We start from the raw sequence: 18722 nt of genomic DNA on the forward strand, positions 1-18722 counted from the left end.
CGGGAACGGGGTGTCTCACTCATCTGCAGAAACCGTACGGCAGAGGAAAGGGGACCGACAGCACGAACGCGCTCTTGCCATCGGCCCCCCACACCTTCTTCACAGCGCCCGACCGTTACCGCGGGTACCGGACGGGCGCTGCGATCGGACGTTCTAGACGTTCGATCAGATCTCCGTGCCGATGCCGGCGAACGCGGCCTCGATGAGGTCCAGGCCCTCGTTCAGCAGGTCCTCGCCGATCACGATCGGCGGCAGGAAGCGGAGCACGTTGCCGTACGTGCCGCAGGTGAGGACGAGCAGGCCCTCGGCGTGGCAGGCCTTGGCGAGCGCGCCGGCCGCCTCCGGGAACGGGGTCTTGGAGACCGGGTCCTTCACGAGCTCGATCGCGATCATGGCGCCGCGGCCGCGGATGTCGCCGATGATGTCGTACTTCTCCTGCATGGCGGTCAGGCGCGTCTTCATGATGGACTCGATCTTCTTCGCCGCGGCGTTGAGGTCGAGCTCCTTCATGGTCTCGATGGAGCCGAGCGCACCGGCGCACGCCACCGGGTTGCCGCCGTAGGTGCCGCCCAGGCCACCCGCGTGGGCGGAGTCCATGATCTCGGCGCGACCGGTGACCGCGGCGAGCGGCAGACCGCCCGCGATGCCCTTGGCGGTGGTGATCAGGTCGGGGACGATGCCCTCGTCCTCGCACGCGAACCACTGGCCGGTGCGGCAGAAGCCGGACTGGATCTCGTCGGCGACGAAGACGATGCCGTTCTCGTTGGCGAACTTCACGATCGCCGGGAGGAAGCCCTTGGCCGGCTCGATGAAGCCGCCCTCGCCGAGGACCGGCTCGATGATGATCGCGGCGACGTTCTCGGCGCCGATCTGCTTGGTGATGTTGTCGATCGCGATGGCGGCGGCCTCGGGGCCGCAGTTCTCGGCACCGGTGGGCCAGCGGTAGCCGTAGGCGACCGGGACGCGGTAGACCTCGGGGGCGAACGGACCGAAGCCCTGCTTGTACGGCATGTTCTTCGAGGTCAGCGCCATCGTGAGGTTCGTACGGCCGTGGTAGCCGTGGTCGAAGACGACGACGGCCTGGCGCTTGGTGTACGCACGGGCGATCTTGACGGCGTTCTCGACGGCCTCGGCGCCGGAGTTGAACAGCGCCGACTTCTTGGCGTGGGTGCCCGGGGTCAGCTCGGCCAGCGCCTCGCAGACCTCGACGTAGCCCTCGTACGGGGTGACCATGAAACAGGTGTGGGTGAAGTCGGCGAGCTGCGCGGAAGCGCGGCGCACGACGGCCTCGGCGGAGGCGCCGACGGAGGTCACGGCGATGCCGGAGCCGAAGTCGATCAGGCGGTTGCCGTCGACGTCCTCGATGATGCCGCCGCCCGCGCGGGCCGTGAAGACGGGGAGCACGGAGCCAACGCCGCCGGCCACGGTCTCCAGGCGGCGGGCCTGCAGCTCCTGCGACTTGGGGCCGGGGATCGCGGTGACGAGCTTGCGCTCCTGCGGGACAGCGGTCATAGGGAGCTCCCTGGGGGTGATTTCGGACGCACTTGTGTCTTTGTCCGCAGGCTAGGCCCGGGGGAGGGGGTCCTGCATGCTCCGTTCGGGAGTGGTGCCCGCGTGTCCTTGTCCGTGACGGCCATAGGAGGGATGTGCGGCGTGTCTTGTGGATCATGACCGGGTACGGGCCGAAGGCGCGGGCCGGGCACTAGATTGAGCGGCGCAGCACCGGAACTGGCAGGGGGCAGGGGTTCATGGACACCGAGGGCACGCACGACGGACGGTCGACCCGCCAGGGTCACGTCCCCGGTCCGGCGGCCCCGCCGGCTCCCGTGGGGGCTCCGCCGAAGCCGCTCGTACCGCCGCCCCCCGCGCACGTCCCGGCTCAAGGACCGACGTTGGAGCAGTGGTTGTCCGCTCCGCGGAAGGCGACGGGCACGGGTATGTGGCGGGCCGGTCCGACAGGCGACGCCGTGCGTGACGCGGTGAACGTCCGCCAGCTCCGCAACCGCGCGATCCTGTCGTTCCTCGGTTGCGTCCTCGTGTGGCGGATCACGATGTACGGAGACGTGCCGTGGTCCACCTACCTGCTGCTGATCTTCACACCCGGCGACTGGTGGCACCCCTTCACCCACCTGCCGGTCGACGACCGGGGCCTCATCGCGATGGAGGTCTATGAGCTGCTCCTCACGGGCGGGCTGGTCTTCGGGTTCGCCCGGCTGGGCAACTGGCGGACTGCCTTCGAGCGCGTGGTGGCAGACCGCGGGCGGCGGGCCGCGGCGCTCGGTGCCGCATTCGGCGCTCTGTTCGTGGTGGTGCTCTTCAAAACCCGCGTCGTCAGGCCCGAGGACCTCGCTTTCGGGCACCTGCCGTACTCGGAGATGGGCCCCGTCATGTCGGCGGTCGTCCAGTGGATCCTCTATGCCGTCATTTACCTGCCGGTCATCGTTTTCTTCGCCAGGCTTGCCGACTGGTCCGGACGGGGCCGGGCCAAGCGGGCGGAAGCTGCGGCCGTGCGGGCCGCAGCCCAGTCGGCGCGAGGTGTCGACCTCGCCACCTGGGCGGAACTGCGCGCCGCGGGGCTGGCCGAGTCGGCCGACCGGCTGGAGGCCGAGATCAAGGGCGGGCGGATGAACGACGTCGACTACGCCCGGATCCGGCGGGCATGGGAGTCCGTGCGCGTCGACCCCAGTCGGCTGACGGCCTTCGCCGACGCCGTGCGGGACAAGGGGGCCGCCGCCTGCGGGCATCCCTCCGGGGCGCGGGACCTGCCCGTCAGGGCGGCGCGGCACGATCTGCTGGTCCGCCAGGTGCGCCTCGGCACCGTCGAGGACGAGCCGCGCAACCCCTACGCCCGCCGCGGCACCGGCCTCGCCCTCGATCCCGCGGTGCTCGGCACCTCCCTCCTCGCCGTCGGGCCCTCCGGGGCCGGGAAGACGGGGCGGCTCGTGCGGCCCGTCGTCGAGTCGCTCGCCCTGCAAGCGCTCGCCGGGCAGGCGGCCGTCGTCGCCGTCGGGGCGGCCGGCGCGCAGCTCGGGCCCGACGGGGTCTACGACGTCGTGGTCCGCGTCGGCGACCCGACGTCCGTCTACGACCTCGACCTCTACGGCGGCACCACCGACCCCGACGAGGCCGCCACCCTGCTCGCCGAGGGCTTCGTCGGAGACGTCCCCGGCATCGACGTGCGCCGCGCCGCGACCGCCCTCGCCCAGCTCCTCGGGCCCTTCCGCACGGCGTACGGCCGCTTCCCCACCGTGCCCGAGCTGCGCGAGCTACTCGACCAGGTACCGCAGGCCCTCGGCGCGCTGCGCCGGGACCTGACCGACGCCGGGCAGCAGGCGATGCTGCGCGAACTCGACGCCCGCGAGCGGCAGTACGGGTCCCACGGCGACCCCGGGCCGGCCCTCGCCGACCGGGTGGCGCTGCTGGACCGGCCCGCCTTCGCCGGCTTCTTCGACACGACCGGGCAAGGACGGCCCTTCTCGCTGCGCTCCCTGGAGCACCCGATCCGGGTCCGGGTGGACCTTCCGGAGCGCGGGCACGCCGACGCCTCCCGGCTGCTGGCCCGGCTGCTGTTCGCCCAGTTCAACGCGGCCGCGGCGGCCCGCGCCGACCGCTCCCTCTTCGCCCTCCTCGCGCTCGACGACGCCTCCCACACCCTGACCGCGGAGACCGTGCGCGGCCTGCAGCGGCTGCGCTCCGCCAACGCCGGGGTGCTGCTGACGCTGCGCTCGCTGGACGACGTACCGGAGGCCCTGCGCACTCCGCTGCTCGGGGCGGTCGGCTGCCGGATGGCCTTCTCCGGGGTCACCACCTGGGACGGGCAGCGCTTCGCCGAGGCCTGGGGCACCGAGTGGGTCGAGACCCGCGACGTGACCCACCGCACCGTCTTCGCCGACCAGCCGCTGACCCGGGCCATCCACGCCTTCCGCAAGCTCGTCACCGGCAAGGCCGTCACCACGGACGCGGTGACCGTGCGCCAGGTCGAGCGTGAACGCTGGTCCGCTTCCGACCTCGCGCACGCCGTGCCCCCGGGGTGCGCCGTGCTGTCGCTGACCTCGGTGCGCGGGGAGCGGGCGGCGCCGCTGCTGGTACGGCTGGCCGGATCGGCCTGAACCACACCCGGACCCGTACGAGGTGGCAGAATCGAGGGGAGCCGTTCATACGGCACGGCGAAAAGCTCCCGCGGTCGTTCTGGTGCGCTGTACGCCTCCGACCGCCCTGCGCCGGTCCGCCCCTCCGCCGCCCCCTCCGCCGCCCTCTCCCGCTAAGGCCCCTGGTAACCGATGCCGCTCACCCTCGCCTCACTCGTCCAGCACTCGGCGCTCAAGCTCGGCGTCCGGGCGGGGGAGGGCCGCCTCGACACCCCCGTGCGCTGGGCCCACGTCAGCGAGCTCGCCGACCCCGTGCCCTACATGGAGGGCGGGGAGCTGCTGCTGATCACCGCGATGAAGCTGGACGCGGAGGATCCCGAGGAGATGCTCCGCTACGTACGCCGCCTCGCCGCGGCCGGCGTCGTCGGCATCGGCTTCGCCATCGGGGTCAACTACGAGGCGATCCCCGAAGCCCTGGTCGAGGCCGCGCGGGCCGAGGAGATGCCGCTGCTGGAGGTACCCCGCAAGACCCCCTTCCTCGCGATCAGCAAGGCCGTCTCCGCGGCCCTCGCGGCGGACCAGTACCGGGCCGTGACCGCCGGCTTCGAGGCGCAGCGGGAGCTGACGCGGGCCGCGCTGTCCGCGGAAGGCCCCGCCGAGCTGCTCGGCAAGCTGGCGGCGCACGTGCAGGGCTGGGCCGCGCTCTACGACACCTCGGGCGCCGTCGTCGCCGCGGCCCCCGACTGGGCCGCCCGCCGGGCCGCCCGGCTCACCCCCGACGTGGAGCGGCTGCGGGACCGGCCCGCGCCCGCCAGCGCGGTGGTCGGCGGCGCGGAGGACCGGGTCGAACTCCAGTCGCTCGGCACCGGGCGGCGGCCGCGCGGCGCGCTGGCCGTCGGCACCGCCGCCCCGCTGGGCACGGCCGAGCGGTACGCCGTGCACTCCGCGGTCGCCCTGCTCACCCTCACCACCGAGCGCTCCCGCTCCCTGCACGACGCCGAGTCCCGGCTGGGCGCTGCGGTGCTGCGGATGCTGCTCGCGGGGGAGGCGGAGCACGCCCGTTCCGTGGCCGGGGACCTGTACGGGGCGCTCCTGGAGGCCCCCTTCCGGCTGATCGTGGCCGAACCGGCGCTCCCCGGCACGGCCCAGCCGGAGGGCCTGGCCCTGCTGACGGACGCGGTGGAGTCGGCGGCCGCCCGTACCGGCGAGGCGCTGCTGGTGGTGCCCGAGCCCGGCCGGCTCGTGGTGCTGGCCGCCGACGCGGGTTCGGCCGTACAGGCGTGCGTGGACCACGCGGAAGCCCTGGAGGCCAGGCGCGGCCGGGACGCGACCGGGGCGGAACCCGACGAACTGGTGGTCGGCCTGTCCGCGCCGGCCGGACCGGGCACCGTCGCGGCCGCCCTGAAACAGGCCGACCAGGCCCTCGCGGTGGCCCGCAGGCGCGGCCGGCCGATGGTGGAGCACGAGGACATGGCGGCGGGCTCGGTCCTGCCGCTGCTCGCGGACGACGCCGTACGGGCCTTCGCCGAAGGCACGCTGCGGGCCCTGCGCGAGCACGACGCGACGGGCCGGGGCGACCTGGTGGCCTCCCTCCAGGCCTGGCTCTCCCGGCACGGCCAGTGGGACGCGGCCGCCGCCGACCTCGGCGTCCACCGGCACACCCTGCGCTACCGGATGAAGCGCGTCGAGGAGATCCTCGGACGCTCCCTGGAGGACCCGGACGTACGCATGGAACTGTGGCTCGCCCTCAAGGCCAGCTCGACCCCGTCGTAGGCGCCGGAGGCGGGGGCTCCGCACCAGGGGCCCCGTGATCGCCGCGCGTGGACCCGGGGCGATCGCGGCAATGGTGCAGCACCCGCACCGCGCAGCCCGGCAGGGGCCCGCACAGGCCGGGCCGCCCGGGACAGTGACAAACCGGCGCGCCCCCGACACCAGGTACTACACCCCGGATAAACGCCGAATCCCCGACGGAGTCCTACGGTGGAGGGGACAAGGACCCACCGCACACTCCGAAGGGCCGGGATTCGCATGACTTCCACCCACGCCTTCTGGCTCGCCGGCCGCCAGGCCACCGGCGAGGACAGCTTCGACGTCCACTCCCCGTGGGACGGACGCCTCGTCGGCACCGTCAGCGTGCCCACCGACGCGCAGGTCGAAGAGGCCGTGGCCGCGGCGTACGCCGTGACGGCTGAGTTCTCCGCGACCCCCGCCCACGTTCGGGCCGCCGCCCTGGACCACGTGTCCAAGCGGCTCGTCGAGCGCACCGAGGAGATCGCCCAGCTGATCTCCGCCGAGAACGGCAAGCCCATCAAGTGGGCCCGCGGTGAGGTCGGCCGTGCGGTGTCGGTGTTCCGTTTCGCCGCCGAAGAGGCCCGCCGCTTCAACGGCGGAGAGGCCCAGCGCCTCGACACCGACGCCGGTGGCGTCGGCCGTCTGGCCCTGACCCGCCGCTTCGTCAAGGGTCCGGTCCTCGGCATCGCGCCGTTCAACTTCCCGCTGAACCTGTGCGCCCACAAGGTGGCCCCCGCCATCGCCGTCGGCGCGCCGATCATCCTCAAGCCGGCCCCGGCCACGCCGCTGTCCGGCCTGATCCTGGGTGAGCTGCTCGCCGAGACCGACCTCCCGGCCGGTTCCTGGTCGGTCCTGCCGGTCGCGAACGACAAGATGCCGGCCCTGGTGAAGGACGAGCGCCTGCCCGTCATCTCCTTCACCGGTTCCGACACCGTCGGTTACGCCATCCAGCAGTCGGTGCCCCACAAGCACTGCACCCTGGAGCTCGGCGGCAACGCCGCGGCCGTCGTCCTGGACGACTGGACCTCCGAGGCCGACCTCGACTGGGCCGCGACCCGTATCGCGACCTTCTCGAACTACCAGGCCGGCCAGTCCTGCATCTCCGTGCAGCGCGTGATCGCCGACGCCTCCGTCTACGACCGCCTCGTGGAGAAGGTCGTCGCGAAGGTCCAGGCACAGGTCACCGGCGACCCGAACGACGACGCCACCGACGTCGGCCCCCTCGTCTCCGAGGACGCAGCCAAGCGTGTCGAGTCCTGGGTCGAGGAGGCCGTGTCCGCGGGCGCCAAGCTCCTGACCGGTGGCAAGCGCGAGGGTGCCTCGTACGAGCCCACCGTCCTCGCGCACGTCCCGGACGGCGTCAAGCTCGCCACCGAGGAGGTCTTCGGACCGGTCCTGACGCTGCTGAAGGTCGAGAACACCGACGAGGCCTTCGCCGCCGTCAACGACTCGAAGTTCGGCCTGCAGACGGGCGTCTTCACCCGCAACGTCCAGACCGCGTTCCGCGCGCACCGCGAGCTCGAGGTCGGCGGTGTGATCATCGGCGACGCGCCGTCCTACCGCGCCGACCAGATGCCGTACGGCGGCGTCAAGCAGTCCGGCGTGGGCCGCGAGGGCGTCCGCTACGCGATGGACGACTACACGTACGAGCGAGTCCTGGTCCTGACCGGCCTCGACATCTGATCTCGTACGGCCATTGAGCCGACGGCCGGAGCCTACTGTGCGGGGGCTCCGGCCGTCTCCTTTTCTCCCACCGTGCCCAGCCCGGTTTTCGCCCATCCGGCCCAGCCCGGATTTTCCCGCGCCGACGAAACGGGTACGTCTCACAGGTAGTACCGGCCGGTAGGCCGGTTCCACCGACTCCCGCGGCGAGGTGAGCCCGCTCATGTCCGCAACACAGCCCGCACGTCCCGTAACGCCCAAGGTGACCGAGCGCGAGGCACGGCAGGTCGCGGAAGCGGCCCGGGAACAGGACTGGCGCAAGCCGAGCTTCGCCAAGGAGCTCTTCCTGGGGCGGTTCCGCCTCGACCTGATCCATCCCCACCCGCTCCCCGACGACGAGGACGTCCGGCGCGGCGAGGCCTTCCTCGCCCGGCTGAGGGAATTCTGCGAGACCTCCATCGACGGGGCGCGCATCGAGCGCGAGGCGAAGATCCCCGACGAGACCGTGCGCGGGCTCAAAGAGCTCGGCGCGCTCGGCATGAAGATCGACCCCAAGTACGGCGGCCTCGGCCTGACCCAGGTCTACTACAACAAGGCCCTCGCCCTCGTCGGCTCCGTCAGCCCCGCCATCGGCGCCCTCCTCTCCGCGCACCAGTCGATCGGCGTGCCACAGCCGCTGAAGATGTTCGGCACCCAGGCCCAGAAGGACGCCTACCTGCCGCGCTGCGCCACGACCGCCATCAGCGCCTTCCTGCTCACCGAACCCGACGTCGGCTCCGACCCGGCACGGCTGGCCACCACAGCGGTTCCGGACGGCGACGACTACGTCCTGGACGGCGTGAAGCTGTGGACCACCAACGGGGTCGTCGCGGACCTGCTCGTCGTGATGGCCCGGGTACCGAAGAGCGAGGGCCACCGCGGCGGGATCACCGCCTTCGTCGTCGAGGCCGACTCGCCCGGCATCACCGTCGAACACCGCAACGCCTTCATGGGCCTGCGCGGCCTGGAGAACGGCGTCACCCGCTTCCACCGGGTACGGGTCCCCGCCGACCAGCGCATCGGAGCCGAGGGCGCCGGCCTCAAGATCGCCCTGACCACCCTGAACACCGGCCGGCTCTCGCTGCCCGCCATGTGCGTCGGCGCCGGCAAGTGGTGCCTGAAGATCGCCCGCGAGTGGGCCGGCGTACGCGAGCAGTGGGGCCGCCCGGTCGCGAAGCACGAGGCCGTCGGCGCCAAGATCTCCTTCATCGCCGCCACCACCTTCGCCCTGGAAGCGGTCGTCGACCTCGCCTCCCAGATGGCCGACGAGGACCGCAACGACATCCGCATCGAGGCCGCCCTCGCCAAGCTCTACGGCTCCGAGATGGCCTGCCTGATGGCCGACGAACTCGTCCAGATCCGCGGCGGACGGGGCTTCGAGACCGCCGAATCCCTGGCCGCGCGCGGAGAGCGGGCCGTCCCGGCCGAACAGATGCTCCGCGACCTGCGCATCAACCGGATCTTCGAGGGCTCCACGGAGATCATGCACCTGCTGATCGCCCGGGAGGCCGTCGACGCCCACCTGTCGGTGGCGGGCGACCTCATCGACCCGGAGAAGGCGCTCGGCGACAAGGCGAAGGCGGGCGCCCGCGCCGCCGGGTTCTACGCCCGCTGGCTGCCCAAGCTCGCCACCGGCGCCGGCCAGGTCCCCGGCACCTACCGCGCCTTCCACCCGGGTGGTCACCCCGACCTCTCCGGCCACCTGCGCTACGTCGAGCGCAGTGCCCGCAAACTCGCCCGGTCCACCTTCTACGCGATGTCCCGCTGGCAGGGCCGGATGGAGACCAAGCAGGGCTTCCTCGGGCGGATCGTCGACATCGGCGCCGAACTCTTCGCGATGAGCGCGGCCTGCGTCCGCGCCGAGCACCTGCGCGCCTCCGGCGACCACGGCCGCGAGGCCTACCAGCTCGCCGACGCCTTCTGCGAGCAGTCCCGGCTCCGCGTCGAGGAACTCTTCGGGCGCCTGTGGTCCAACACCGACGACCTCGACCGCAAGGTCGTCGCGGGCGTCCTCACCGGCACCTACGCCTGGCTCGAAGAAGGGATCATCGACCCCTCCGGCGACGGCCCCTGGATCGCGGACGCCGCCCCCGGCCCCTCCACCCACCCGAACGTTCACCGCCCCATCCGCTGACTCCGGGCCCGTCGACTGAGATCATCTCCGCACGCGGAAAGGCGTACCGGAGCGGCGACGGGGAATCGGATGCATGTGGACGTCGACAGACAGAGCAGGCGGTTGGCCTGGTGCGTGGCACTACTCCTGCGCCACGCACCGGACACCGTCGCGGCGAACCTGCTCGGCCGCCTCGACGCGTCCACCCGCCGTTACCTGAGCCGCGACGAACACCTCCCGGCCCCCGTCGTCACGCTCCTGCTGCGCGACGGCACCGACGAGGACCGCCGCACCATCGCCCGCAACCCGCACGTGCGGGGCCGCCCACTGCCCGGCCTGCCCGGCCCCGCACGGTACGCGCGCCGCCCCGGGCCCTCCCCGGAACTGCTCGCCACCCTCGGCGCCGAGCTGGGCCGCGAGCTCGGCCCCGACGCCCCGCCCCTGACGGGCGAGGAGGTCCTCGCGCTGCTGCGCCGCCACGGCACCCACCGGCCGCGCATCCCCCTCGGAGTGCTGGCCCTGCCCCACGCCCTCGACCCGGAGGCACTGCTGCGCGAGCACGCCCGCGCCCCGCTGCCGCCCGGCTCGGCCGAGGCGCTGCTGCTGGTGGGCGGGCTCGGCCGGAGGGAGTGCCTCGCACTGCTCGACACGCGCGCGCAGAGCTCGTACGGGCCCCACTGGCACCGGCCCGCCGTCCGCGCCGTGCGCACCGGCACCCTCACCTTCGACGAGCTCGCGCACTCCGTGGCCCCGGCCCACCGCGCCCTGCTGCTCGGCCAGGCGCACGCCATCGGCCGCTTCGCCTGGAACCTCGACGAGTGGGCGGGCATCCGCGCGGCGCTGCGTCGGGTGCTGCGCCCCGCGCTGGGCGACGACCCGCGCCTGTGGGCGGAACTGCACCGGCACGCCCACGCCTTCCCGGGCACCCTCCCGGAACTGGCCGCCGCGGTGGCGGCCGGGACCGTGCCGGTGCCCGCGGACCCGCCCGCGCCCGTCGTGCCCGGTCTCACCCGGGCCATCGACGCCCTGGCCCCCCTCTCCGTGGCGCCCGGCGACGATCCGCAGCGCGAACTGGCCCTGGCCAGCCTCGCGGTGCCCAACGCCATGGGCGACCTCGGCGAGGACATCCGCTGGGTCCGCGCCTGTCTGGACGGCGGGGTGCTCACCGGCACCGATGTCATCCGGCACAAGGCCCCCGCGGCCTGGGCACTGGACGAGGACCACTGGCTCGGGGACGTGGACCACCCCGACCGGCACGACCGCCCGCAGGCCGTGCTGGACGCCCGGGCCGAGGCGGACCGGCTCTTCGAAGCCGCCCTGCGCAGGGACACCGGTGCCTGGTGGCGCGCGGCCCGCTCGCTCCCCGAGTTCGCCGGAACCCTGCCCGAGCTCCTCGCCGCCGTCGTCCAGGGGGACTCCGTGTCCAAGCCGTCGTGAGTTGCGGCAACAATGGGGGCATGAGCGACAGCCCAGCCCCCCTCGCCGACCCGCACCTCCTCTTCGACCCCGCGGCCGGCCGCCGGGACATCGTCATCCTCGGGTCCACCGGCTCCATCGGCACCCAGGCCATCGACCTGGCCCTGCGCAACCCCGACCGGTTCCGCGTGACCGCGCTGTCCGCCGCCGGCGGGCGCGTCGGACTGCTGGCCGAGCAGGCCCGGCGGCTGCGGGTCGAGAAGGTCGCCGTCGCCCGCGAGGACGTCGTGCCGGCCCTCAAGGAGGCGCTGAACGCCCAGTACGGGGCCGGCGAGCCGCTGCCGGAGATCCTGGCCGGGCCCGACGCCGCGACCGAGCTCGCCGCCTCCGAATGCCACACCGTCCTCAACGGCATCACCGGTTCCATCGGCCTCGCGCCCACCCTCGCCGCACTGCGCGCGGGCCGTACGCTGGCCCTCGCCAACAAGGAGTCGCTGATCGTCGGCGGCCCGCTGGTCAAGGCCCTCGCGAAGCCCGGCCAGATCATCCCGGTGGACTCCGAGCACGCGGCCCTCTTCCAGGCCCTCGCCGCCGGCACCCGGGCCGACGTCCGCAAGCTCGTCGTCACCGCCTCCGGCGGCCCCTTCCGCGGCCGCACCCGCGCCGAACTGGCCGCCGTCACCGTGGAGGACGCCCTGGCCCACCCCACGTGGGCGATGGGCCCGGTCATCACCGTCAACTCGGCGACGCTGGTCAACAAGGGGCTGGAGGTCATCGAGGCGCACCTGCTCTACGACATCCCCTTCGACCGCATCGAGGTCGTCGTCCACCCGCAGTCCTACGTCCACTCGATGGTGGAGTTCACGGACGGCTCCACCCTCGCCCAGGCCACCCCGCCGGACATGCGCGGTCCCATCGCGATCGGCCTCGGCTGGCCCCAGAGGATCCCGGACGCGGCCCCCGCCTTCGACTGGACCAAGGCGTCCACCTGGGAGTTCTTCCCGCTGGACACCGAGGCCTTCCCGTCGGTGGGCCTGGCCCGGCACGTCGGGACCCTCGGCGGCACCGCCCCGGCCGTGTTCAACGCCGCCAACGAGGAGTGCGTCGAGGCTTTCCTGGCCGGCCGGCTGCCGTTCACGGCAATCATGGATACGGTCTCTGCCGTGGTCGGTGAGCACGGGACGCCGGCGTCGGGAACTTCCCTGACCGTCGAAGACGTCCTTGAAGCAGAGGCCTGGGCCAGGGCCCGGGCGCGGGAGATGGCGGCTCGGGCCGCCGCGGAGGCGCGCGCATGACAGTTCTGATGACGGTGCTCGGGGTCGTGATCTTCGCTTTCGGCCTGCTGGTGTCCATCGCATGGCACGAGCTGGGGCACCTCTCCACGGCCAAGCTCTTCGGCATCCGCGTGCCGCAGTACATGGTCGGCTTCGGCCCGACCATCTGGTCGCGGAAGAAGGGCGAGACCGAGTACGGGATCAAGGCCATCCCGATGGGCGGCTACATCCGCATGATCGGGATGTTCCCGCCCGGCGAGGACGGCAAGGTGACCGCCCGGTCCACCTCGCCGTTCCGGTCGATGATCGAGGACGCCCGCTCGGCGGCGTACGAGGAGCTCCAGCCCGGCGACGAGAGCAGGCTCTTCTACACGCGCAAGCCGTGGAAGCGCGTGATCGTGATGTTCGCCGGGCCGTTCATGAACCTGGTCCTGGCCGTGGCGATCTTCGTCACCACCCTGATGACCTTCGGGCTGAACACCCAGACCACCTCGGTCGAGACCGTCTCGGACTGCGTCATCCAGCAGAGCGAGAAGCGCGACAAGTGCGCCCCCGGCGACCCGGCAGCCCCGGCCAAGGCCGCGGGCCTGAAGGCGGGCGACAAGATCGTCGCCTTCAACGGCCGCCGGGTCGACGACTGGTCCGCCCTGCAGAAGGACATCCGGGCCACCGTCGGCCCCGCGAGCATCACCGTGGAGCGGGCCGGTCAGCGCGTGGACCTCAAGGCCACCCTGATCGAGAACAAGGTCGCCAAGACGGACGGCAACGGCAAGTACGTCAAGGACCAGTACGTCACCGCGGGCTTCCTCGGCTTCACCCCCGCCCCCGGCTACGTCCCGCAGTCCTTCGGCCAGTCCGTCGACCGCATGGGCGAGATGATGCAGGCCGGCGTGCAGTCGCTGGTCCAGCTGCCGTCCAAGGTCCCGGACCTGTGGAACGCGGCCTTCAACGGCGCCGAGCGCAAGCAGGACAGCCCGATGGGCGTCGTCGGCGCGGCCCGGGTCAGCGGGGAGATCTTCACCCTCGACATCCCCGCCCAGCACCAGCTCGTCTTCTTCCTCAACCTGCTGGCCGGCTTCAACCTCTCGCTGTTCCTGTTCAACATGCTCCCGCTGCTCCCGCTGGACGGCGGGCACATCGCGGGCGCCCTGTGGGAGTCGGTCCGGCGCAACCTGGCGCGGGTCTTCCGGCGCCCCGACCCGGGCCCGTTCGACGTGGCGAAGCTGATGCCCGTCGCGTACGTGGTGGCCGGGGTGTTCATCTGCTTCACGGTGCTGGTGATGATCGCGGACGTGGTGAACCCGATCAAGATCACCTAGCGGCCGGGTTCGTTACCCCACCCACCGGAGAGCCGGGCACGGATCGTGCCCGGCTCCCTACGTTCGGGTGGCGCACCCCCCTCGGATGCAAGGGGCGCGCGGGGATTGCCGTAATCTCGGAGGCTGGAGCCCGCCGAATTCGGGACCTTGATCCACACCTTGGGGTTGCACAGCAGATGACTGCCATCTCTCTCGGAATGCCGGCCGTGCCGACGAAGCTTGCCGACCGCAGGGTCAGCCGCAAGATCCAGGTCGGTTCCGTGGCCGTCGGCGGCGACGCACCCATCTCGGTGCAGTCGATGACCACGACCCGTACCTCCGACATCGGCGCGACCCTCCAGCAGATCGCCGAGCTCACCGCCTCCGGCTGCGACATCGTGCGCGTCGCCTGCCCGACGCAGGACGACGCCGACGCGCTCGCCGTGATCGCGAAGAAGTCGAACATCCCGGTCATCGCCGACATCCACTTCCAGCCGAAGTACGTGTTCGCCGCGATCGACGCCGGCTGCGCCGCGGTCCGCGTGAACCCCGGCAACATCAAGCAGTTCGACGACAAGGTCAAGGAGATCGCGAAGGCCGCGAACGACGCGGGTACGCCGATCCGGATCGGCGTCAACGCGGGCTCCCTCGACGCCCGGCTGCTGAAGAAGTACGGCAAGGCCACCCCCGAGGCGCTGGTCGAGTCCGCGCTGTGGGAGGCCTCCCTCTTCGAGGAGCACGGCTTCAGCGACATCAAGATCTCGGTCAAGCACAACGACCCGGTCGTCATGGTCAACGCCTACCGCCAGCTGGCCGCCCAGTGCACGTACCCGCTGCACCTCGGCGTCACCGAGGCCGGCCCCGCCTTCCAGGGCACCATCAAGTCCGCCGTCGCCTTCGGAGCCCTGCTCTCCGAGGGCATCGGCGACACGATCCGCGTCTCGCTGTCGGCCCCGCCGGTGGAGGAGATCAAGGTCGGCATCCAGATCCTGGAGTCGCTGAACCTCAAGCCGCGCCGCCTGGAGATCGTCTCCTGCCCCTCCTGCGGCCGCGCCCAGGTCGACGTCTACAAGCTGGCCGAGGAGGTCACGGCGGGCCTGGAGGGCATGGAGGTCCCGCTGCGCGTCGCCGTCATGGGCTGCGTCGTCAACGGCCCCGGCGAGGCCCGCGAGGCCGACCTCGGCGTCGCCTCCGGCAACGGCAAGGGCCAGATCTTCGTGAAGGGCGAGGTCATCAAGACCGTCCCCGAGTCGAAGATCGTGGAGACCCTCATCGAAGAGGCGCTGAAGATCGCCGAGCAGATGGAGAAGGACGGCGTGATGAGCGGCGAGCCCACCGTCGCCATCGGCGTCTGATCCGGACCCGGCACCCGGCCTTCGAAGGCACCGGCCCCGGCCCCGTTACCGCAGCTCGCGGGCGGGGCCGGGGCCTTTTCGTGACCCGCTGGACCGGGCATCCTCCGGCCCCGGCGGGTACAGTGCGGAGATCAGCAGACTTGTACCGTGAGGCCCCCGTGTTGACGCAGACCACCACAAGGGTCCTTGAACCCAGTGATCTCGACGCCGCGCTCGAAGTCCTCGGACGCGAGCCGGTCGAGAACGCCTTCGTCACCTCCCGGGTCCAGGTCGCCGGACTCGACCCCTGGCGCCTGGGCGGCGAGATGTGGGGCTGGTACGCCGACGGAGAGCTCCGCTCCCTCTGCTACGCGGGCGCCAACCTGGTCCCCGTGTGCGCCGGACCCGACGCCGTACGCGCCTTCGCCGACCGGGCCCGCCGCACCGGCCGCCGCTGCTCCTCCATCGTGGGCCCCGCCGAACCCACCAGGCTGCTGTGGCGGCTCCTGGAGCCAGGCTGGGGACCGGCCCGCGAGATCCGCTCCCACCAGCCGCTCATGGTCATCGAGCACTCGTCCACGACCGTCGCCCCCGACCCCCTGGTCCGCCGGATCCGCAAGGACGAGATGGACCTGATCATGCCCGCCTGCGTGGCCATGTTCACCGAGGAGGTCGGCATCTCCCCGATGGCCGGCGACGGCGGACTCCTCTACCAGGCCCGGGTCGCCGAGCTCGTCGGCACCGGCCGCTCCTTCGCCCGCGTCGAGGACGGCAAGGTCGTCTTCAAGGCGGAGATCGGCGCCGCCACCGCCAAGGCCTGCCAGATCCAGGGCGTGTGGGTGGCCCCCGAATTCCGCGGCCGCGGCCACTCCGAGGCCGGCATGGCCGCCGTCGTCGACTACGCCCTGCGCGACGTCGCACCCGTGGTCAGCCTGTACGTCAACGACTTCAACACCGCGGCGCGGGCCGCGTACCGGCGCGTCGGCTTCCGAGAGGTCGGCGCGTTCATGAGCGTGCTCTTCTGAACGCCCCGGCCCCGAACGGGGGCTGGCATACCGGCACGCCGGTACCGCGCAGTAAGGTCAGCCGCATGCTGCCTTCCGGACTCCGCATCGGCCCCCTCGACCTCGCCGCCCGCGTGGACGAGGCCCTGCGCGTGCAGGCCGTCGCCTTCGGCCTCAGCGAGGAGGAGGTCGGCATCCGGCGCTACATCGTCCAGCGCCACATGACCTGCCCCGGAGCCCGCGCGCTCGGCGCGTTCACCGAGGACGGCGCGCTCACCGGCTTCGTCTACGGGATGCCGAACGACCGCCGTCACTGGTGGTCCGGCATCGTCGAGCCCTACCTGAGGGTCGGCGGCCACGAGGCCTGGCTCGACGGCTCCTTCGTCATCACCGAACTGCACGTCCACCCCGGCTTCCAGGGCCACGGCGTAGGCCGCGAGCTGATCACCCGCATCACCGACAGCGCCGCCGAGCCGCGCTCGATCCTCTCCGCCATCGACACCGAGAGCCCCGCCCGGGGCCTCTACCGCGCCCTCGGCTACCAGGACCTCGCCCGCCAGGTCCTCTTCCCGAGCGCGAGCCTCCCGTACGCCGTGATGGGCGCCGAACTACCGCTCCGCAGGCACTGACGAACGGGCGAAACCGGTTTCCGGGGCCCGCGCGCGCCCCGGTAGCCTCCGGACATGTCCACACACCACCGCACGCCTCCCGTGCAGCGCATGTCCAGCCTCATGGCCAAGACCCTCCGCGAGGACCCGGCCGACGCCGAGACCCTCAGCCACCGGCTGCTGGTCCGCGCCGGTTACGTCCGGCGCAGCTCGGCCGGCGTGTGGACCTGGCTGCCGCTCGGCAAGCGGGTGCTGGACAACGTCTCGCGCGTCGTCCGCGAGGAGATGGACGCGATCGGCGCCCAGGAGGTGCTGCTCCCCGCGCTGCTGCCCAAGGAGCCGTACGAGGTCAGCGGCCGCTGGTCCGAGTACGGGGACCTGCTGTTCCGCCTCCGGGACCGCAAGGGCGCCGACTACCTGCTCGGCCCCACCCACGAGGAGATCTTCACCCTGGTCGTGAAGGACCAGTGCACCTCGTACAAGGACCTGCCGGTCATGCTCTACCAGATCCAGACCAAGTACCGGGACGAGGCGCGGCCCCGCTCCGGGGTGCTGCGCGGGCGCGAGTTCCAGATGAAGGACTCGTACTCCTTCGACGTTTCCGACGAGGGCCTGGCGGAGTCCTACCGGCTGCACCGCGATGCGTACGTCCGCATCTTCACCCGCCTCGGCCTGGACCACCGGATCGTGTCGGCCGTGTCCGGGGCGATGGGAGGCTCGGCGTCCGAGGAGTTCCTCGCCCCCGCGGCGGCGGGCGAGGACACCTTCGTGGACTGCCCGTCCTGCGACTACGCGGCGAACACGGAGGCGGTCACCTTCGCCCTGACGCCGGTCGCCGGGGAGCACCCCGCGCCGCAGGACGTGGACACCCCCGACACCCCGACGATCGAGACACTGGCGGCGCAGCTGGGCGTGCCCGCCTCGGCGACGCTGAAGAACCTCCTGGTGAAGGTCGACGGCGAGATCGTGGCCGTGGGCGTGCCGGGGGACCGCGAGGTCGACCTCGGAAAGCTGGGCGAACACCTGGCCCCGGCCGTCGTCGAGCTCGTGACGGCGGAGGACTTCGCCGACCGTCCCGACCTCGTACGCGGCTACGTGGGCCCGCAGGGCCTGGACAAGGTCCGCTACCTGGCCGACCCGCGGGTGGCGCCGGGCACCTCGTGGATCACCGGCGCCAACCGGGTCGACACCCACACCCGGAACGTGGTCTGCGGCCGCGACTTCGAGGTCGACCAGTACCTCGACGTGGTCGTCGTCGAACCCGGCGACCCCTGCCCGAACTGCGGCGCCGGGCTGCGGCTCGACCGGGCCATCGAGATCGGCCACATCTTCCAGCTCGGCCGCAAGTACGCGGACGCGTTCGGGCTCGACGTCCTGGGACGGGAGGGCAAGCCGGTGCGGGTCACCATGGGCTCGTACGGCATCGGCGTCTCGCGGGCGGTGGCGGCGCTGGCCGAGCAGTCGGCGGACGAGCGCGGACTGTGCTGGCCGGCGGAGGTGGCCCCGGCGGACGTCCACGTGGTGGCCGCGGGCAAGTCGGCCCAGCAGGAACTGGCCGCCTCGGCCGCGGACGCCCTGGCGGAAGCCGGGCTGCGCGTCCTCCTGGACGACCGCGCGGGCCTGTCCCCGGGGGTGAAGCTCACCGACGCGGAGCTGATCGGGGTCCCGTGGATCCTGGTGGCGGGCCGCCGGGCCGCGGAGTCGGTGGTCGAACTCCAGAACCGCCGCACGGGCACCCGCGAGGAACTCCCCCTGGAGGAGGCCCTGTCCCGCCTGACGTGACCCCGGGGCGGCGGTCGGGGCCGGACGCGGCGCCGCTGCCGTGCGGCGGGTGCCGTGCGGCGGGTGCCGGGTGCCGGGTGCCGGGTGCCGGGTGCCGCTGCGCGGGGCCCTTCCCGACCCCGCCCCTTCCCGAAACCGGGGGCTTCGCCCCCGGACCCCTGGTCCTCGAACTCCCCCGGCTACCGCTGGGAGGTGCCCCTGGACGGCTGCAAGATCCAGCCTCGCCGGCGTTCGAGGCGCGGGGTCCGGGGCGGAGCCCCGGGGAACAGGGGGCACCTCCCAGCGGTAGCCGGGGCGGAAGGGCGGGTGGGGG

General features: G+C 72.5%; 12 protein-coding genes. 11 read left to right on the forward strand and 1 reads right to left on the reverse strand.

Translation table 11 applies throughout. The features are described 5' to 3' along the window. Positions 1–165 precede the first annotated feature (165 nt). Positions 166–1512 (reverse strand): 4-aminobutyrate--2-oxoglutarate transaminase, encoded by a 1347-nt coding sequence (gene gabT, locus ACIQ5Y_RS19985; protein ID WP_403881736.1) that lies wholly within the window; start codon positions 1510–1512, stop codon positions 166–168. A gap of 236 nt (positions 1513–1748) precedes the next feature. Between gabT and ACIQ5Y_RS19990 the strand changes: the two genes are divergently transcribed. The 11 genes from ACIQ5Y_RS19990 to ACIQ5Y_RS20040 all read left to right on the forward strand — a co-directional run bounded on the left by ACIQ5Y_RS19990 (position 1749) and on the right by ACIQ5Y_RS20040 (position 18409). Further along, the gene (locus ACIQ5Y_RS19990; RefSeq protein WP_403881739.1) at positions 1749–4109 is read left to right on the forward strand and encodes an ATP/GTP-binding protein; all 2361 of its coding nucleotides are present in this window, start codon (positions 1749–1751) and stop codon (positions 4107–4109) included. Between the two features lie 171 nt (positions 4110–4280). Further along, the gene (locus ACIQ5Y_RS19995; RefSeq protein ID WP_403881742.1) at positions 4281–5861 is read left to right on the forward strand and encodes a PucR family transcriptional regulator; all 1581 of its coding nucleotides are present in this window, start codon (positions 4281–4283) and stop codon (positions 5859–5861) included. Between the two features lie 255 nt (positions 5862–6116). Further along, positions 6117–7562 (forward strand): aldehyde dehydrogenase family protein, encoded by a 1446-nt coding sequence (locus tag ACIQ5Y_RS20000; RefSeq protein ID WP_403881744.1) that lies wholly within the window; start codon positions 6117–6119, stop codon positions 7560–7562. Between the two features lie 202 nt (positions 7563–7764). Then, entirely contained in the window at positions 7765–9714 is a 1950-nt protein-coding gene (locus ACIQ5Y_RS20005; RefSeq protein ID WP_403881747.1) for an acyl-CoA dehydrogenase family protein, read from the forward strand. A gap of 75 nt (positions 9715–9789) precedes the next feature. Then, on the forward strand, positions 9790–11130 hold the full coding sequence (locus ACIQ5Y_RS20010) for a hypothetical protein (protein ID WP_403881750.1): 1341 nt from the start codon (positions 9790–9792) through the stop codon (positions 11128–11130). Positions 11131–11150: 20 nt separating this feature from the next. Beyond that, on the forward strand, positions 11151–12404 hold the full coding sequence (gene dxr, locus ACIQ5Y_RS20015) for a 1-deoxy-D-xylulose-5-phosphate reductoisomerase (protein WP_403881753.1): 1254 nt from the start codon (positions 11151–11153) through the stop codon (positions 12402–12404). Then, complete coding sequence (locus tag ACIQ5Y_RS20020; RefSeq protein WP_403881756.1) at positions 12401–13702, forward strand: M50 family metallopeptidase; 1302 nt, start codon at positions 12401–12403, stop codon at positions 13700–13702. The genes dxr and ACIQ5Y_RS20020 overlap by 4 nt, the downstream gene beginning before the upstream one ends. A 176-nt stretch (positions 13703–13878) precedes the next feature. Beyond that, positions 13879–15036, forward strand: coding sequence for a flavodoxin-dependent (E)-4-hydroxy-3-methylbut-2-enyl-diphosphate synthase (gene ispG / locus ACIQ5Y_RS20025; protein WP_403881759.1), 1158 nt, complete (start codon positions 13879–13881; stop codon positions 15034–15036). A gap of 161 nt (positions 15037–15197) precedes the next feature. Next, complete coding sequence (locus tag ACIQ5Y_RS20030) at positions 15198–16040, forward strand: GNAT family N-acetyltransferase (RefSeq protein WP_403881851.1); 843 nt, start codon at positions 15198–15200, stop codon at positions 16038–16040. A gap of 65 nt (positions 16041–16105) precedes the next feature. Next, a complete protein-coding gene (locus ACIQ5Y_RS20035; RefSeq protein ID WP_403881762.1) occupies positions 16106–16648 on the forward strand; it encodes a GNAT family N-acetyltransferase in 543 nt (180 codons plus the stop codon). Between the two features lie 54 nt (positions 16649–16702). Further along, entirely contained in the window at positions 16703–18409 is a 1707-nt protein-coding gene (locus ACIQ5Y_RS20040) for a proline--tRNA ligase (protein ID WP_403881764.1), read from the forward strand. The last annotated feature ends 313 nt before the right edge of the window (positions 18410–18722 follow it).

The sequence above is a fragment of the Streptomyces sp. NPDC096339 genome (genome assembly GCF_044762985.1).
Lineage (GTDB): Bacteria > Actinomycetota > Actinomycetes > Streptomycetales > Streptomycetaceae > Streptomyces.

Coding starts and splice junctions, on each gene's coding strand:
- gabT (WP_403881736.1), bottom strand. CDS start 1,512: ATGACCGCTGTCCCGCAGGAGCGCAAGCTCGTCACCGCGATCCCCGGC.
- dxr (WP_403881753.1), top strand. CDS start 11,151: ATGAGCGACAGCCCAGCCCCCCTCGCCGACCCGCACCTCCTCTTCGAC.
- ACIQ5Y_RS20000 (WP_403881744.1), top strand. CDS start 6,117: ATGACTTCCACCCACGCCTTCTGGCTCGCCGGCCGCCAGGCCACCGGC.
- ACIQ5Y_RS20005 (WP_403881747.1), top strand. CDS start 7,765: ATGTCCGCAACACAGCCCGCACGTCCCGTAACGCCCAAGGTGACCGAG.
- ACIQ5Y_RS19995 (WP_403881742.1), top strand. CDS start 4,281: ATGCCGCTCACCCTCGCCTCACTCGTCCAGCACTCGGCGCTCAAGCTC.
- ispG (WP_403881759.1), top strand. CDS start 13,879: ATGACTGCCATCTCTCTCGGAATGCCGGCCGTGCCGACGAAGCTTGCC.
- ACIQ5Y_RS20035 (WP_403881762.1), top strand. CDS start 16,106: ATGCTGCCTTCCGGACTCCGCATCGGCCCCCTCGACCTCGCCGCCCGC.
- ACIQ5Y_RS20020 (WP_403881756.1), top strand. CDS start 12,401: ATGACAGTTCTGATGACGGTGCTCGGGGTCGTGATCTTCGCTTTCGGC.
- ACIQ5Y_RS20040 (WP_403881764.1), top strand. CDS start 16,703: ATGTCCACACACCACCGCACGCCTCCCGTGCAGCGCATGTCCAGCCTC.
- ACIQ5Y_RS19990 (WP_403881739.1), top strand. CDS start 1,749: ATGGACACCGAGGGCACGCACGACGGACGGTCGACCCGCCAGGGTCAC.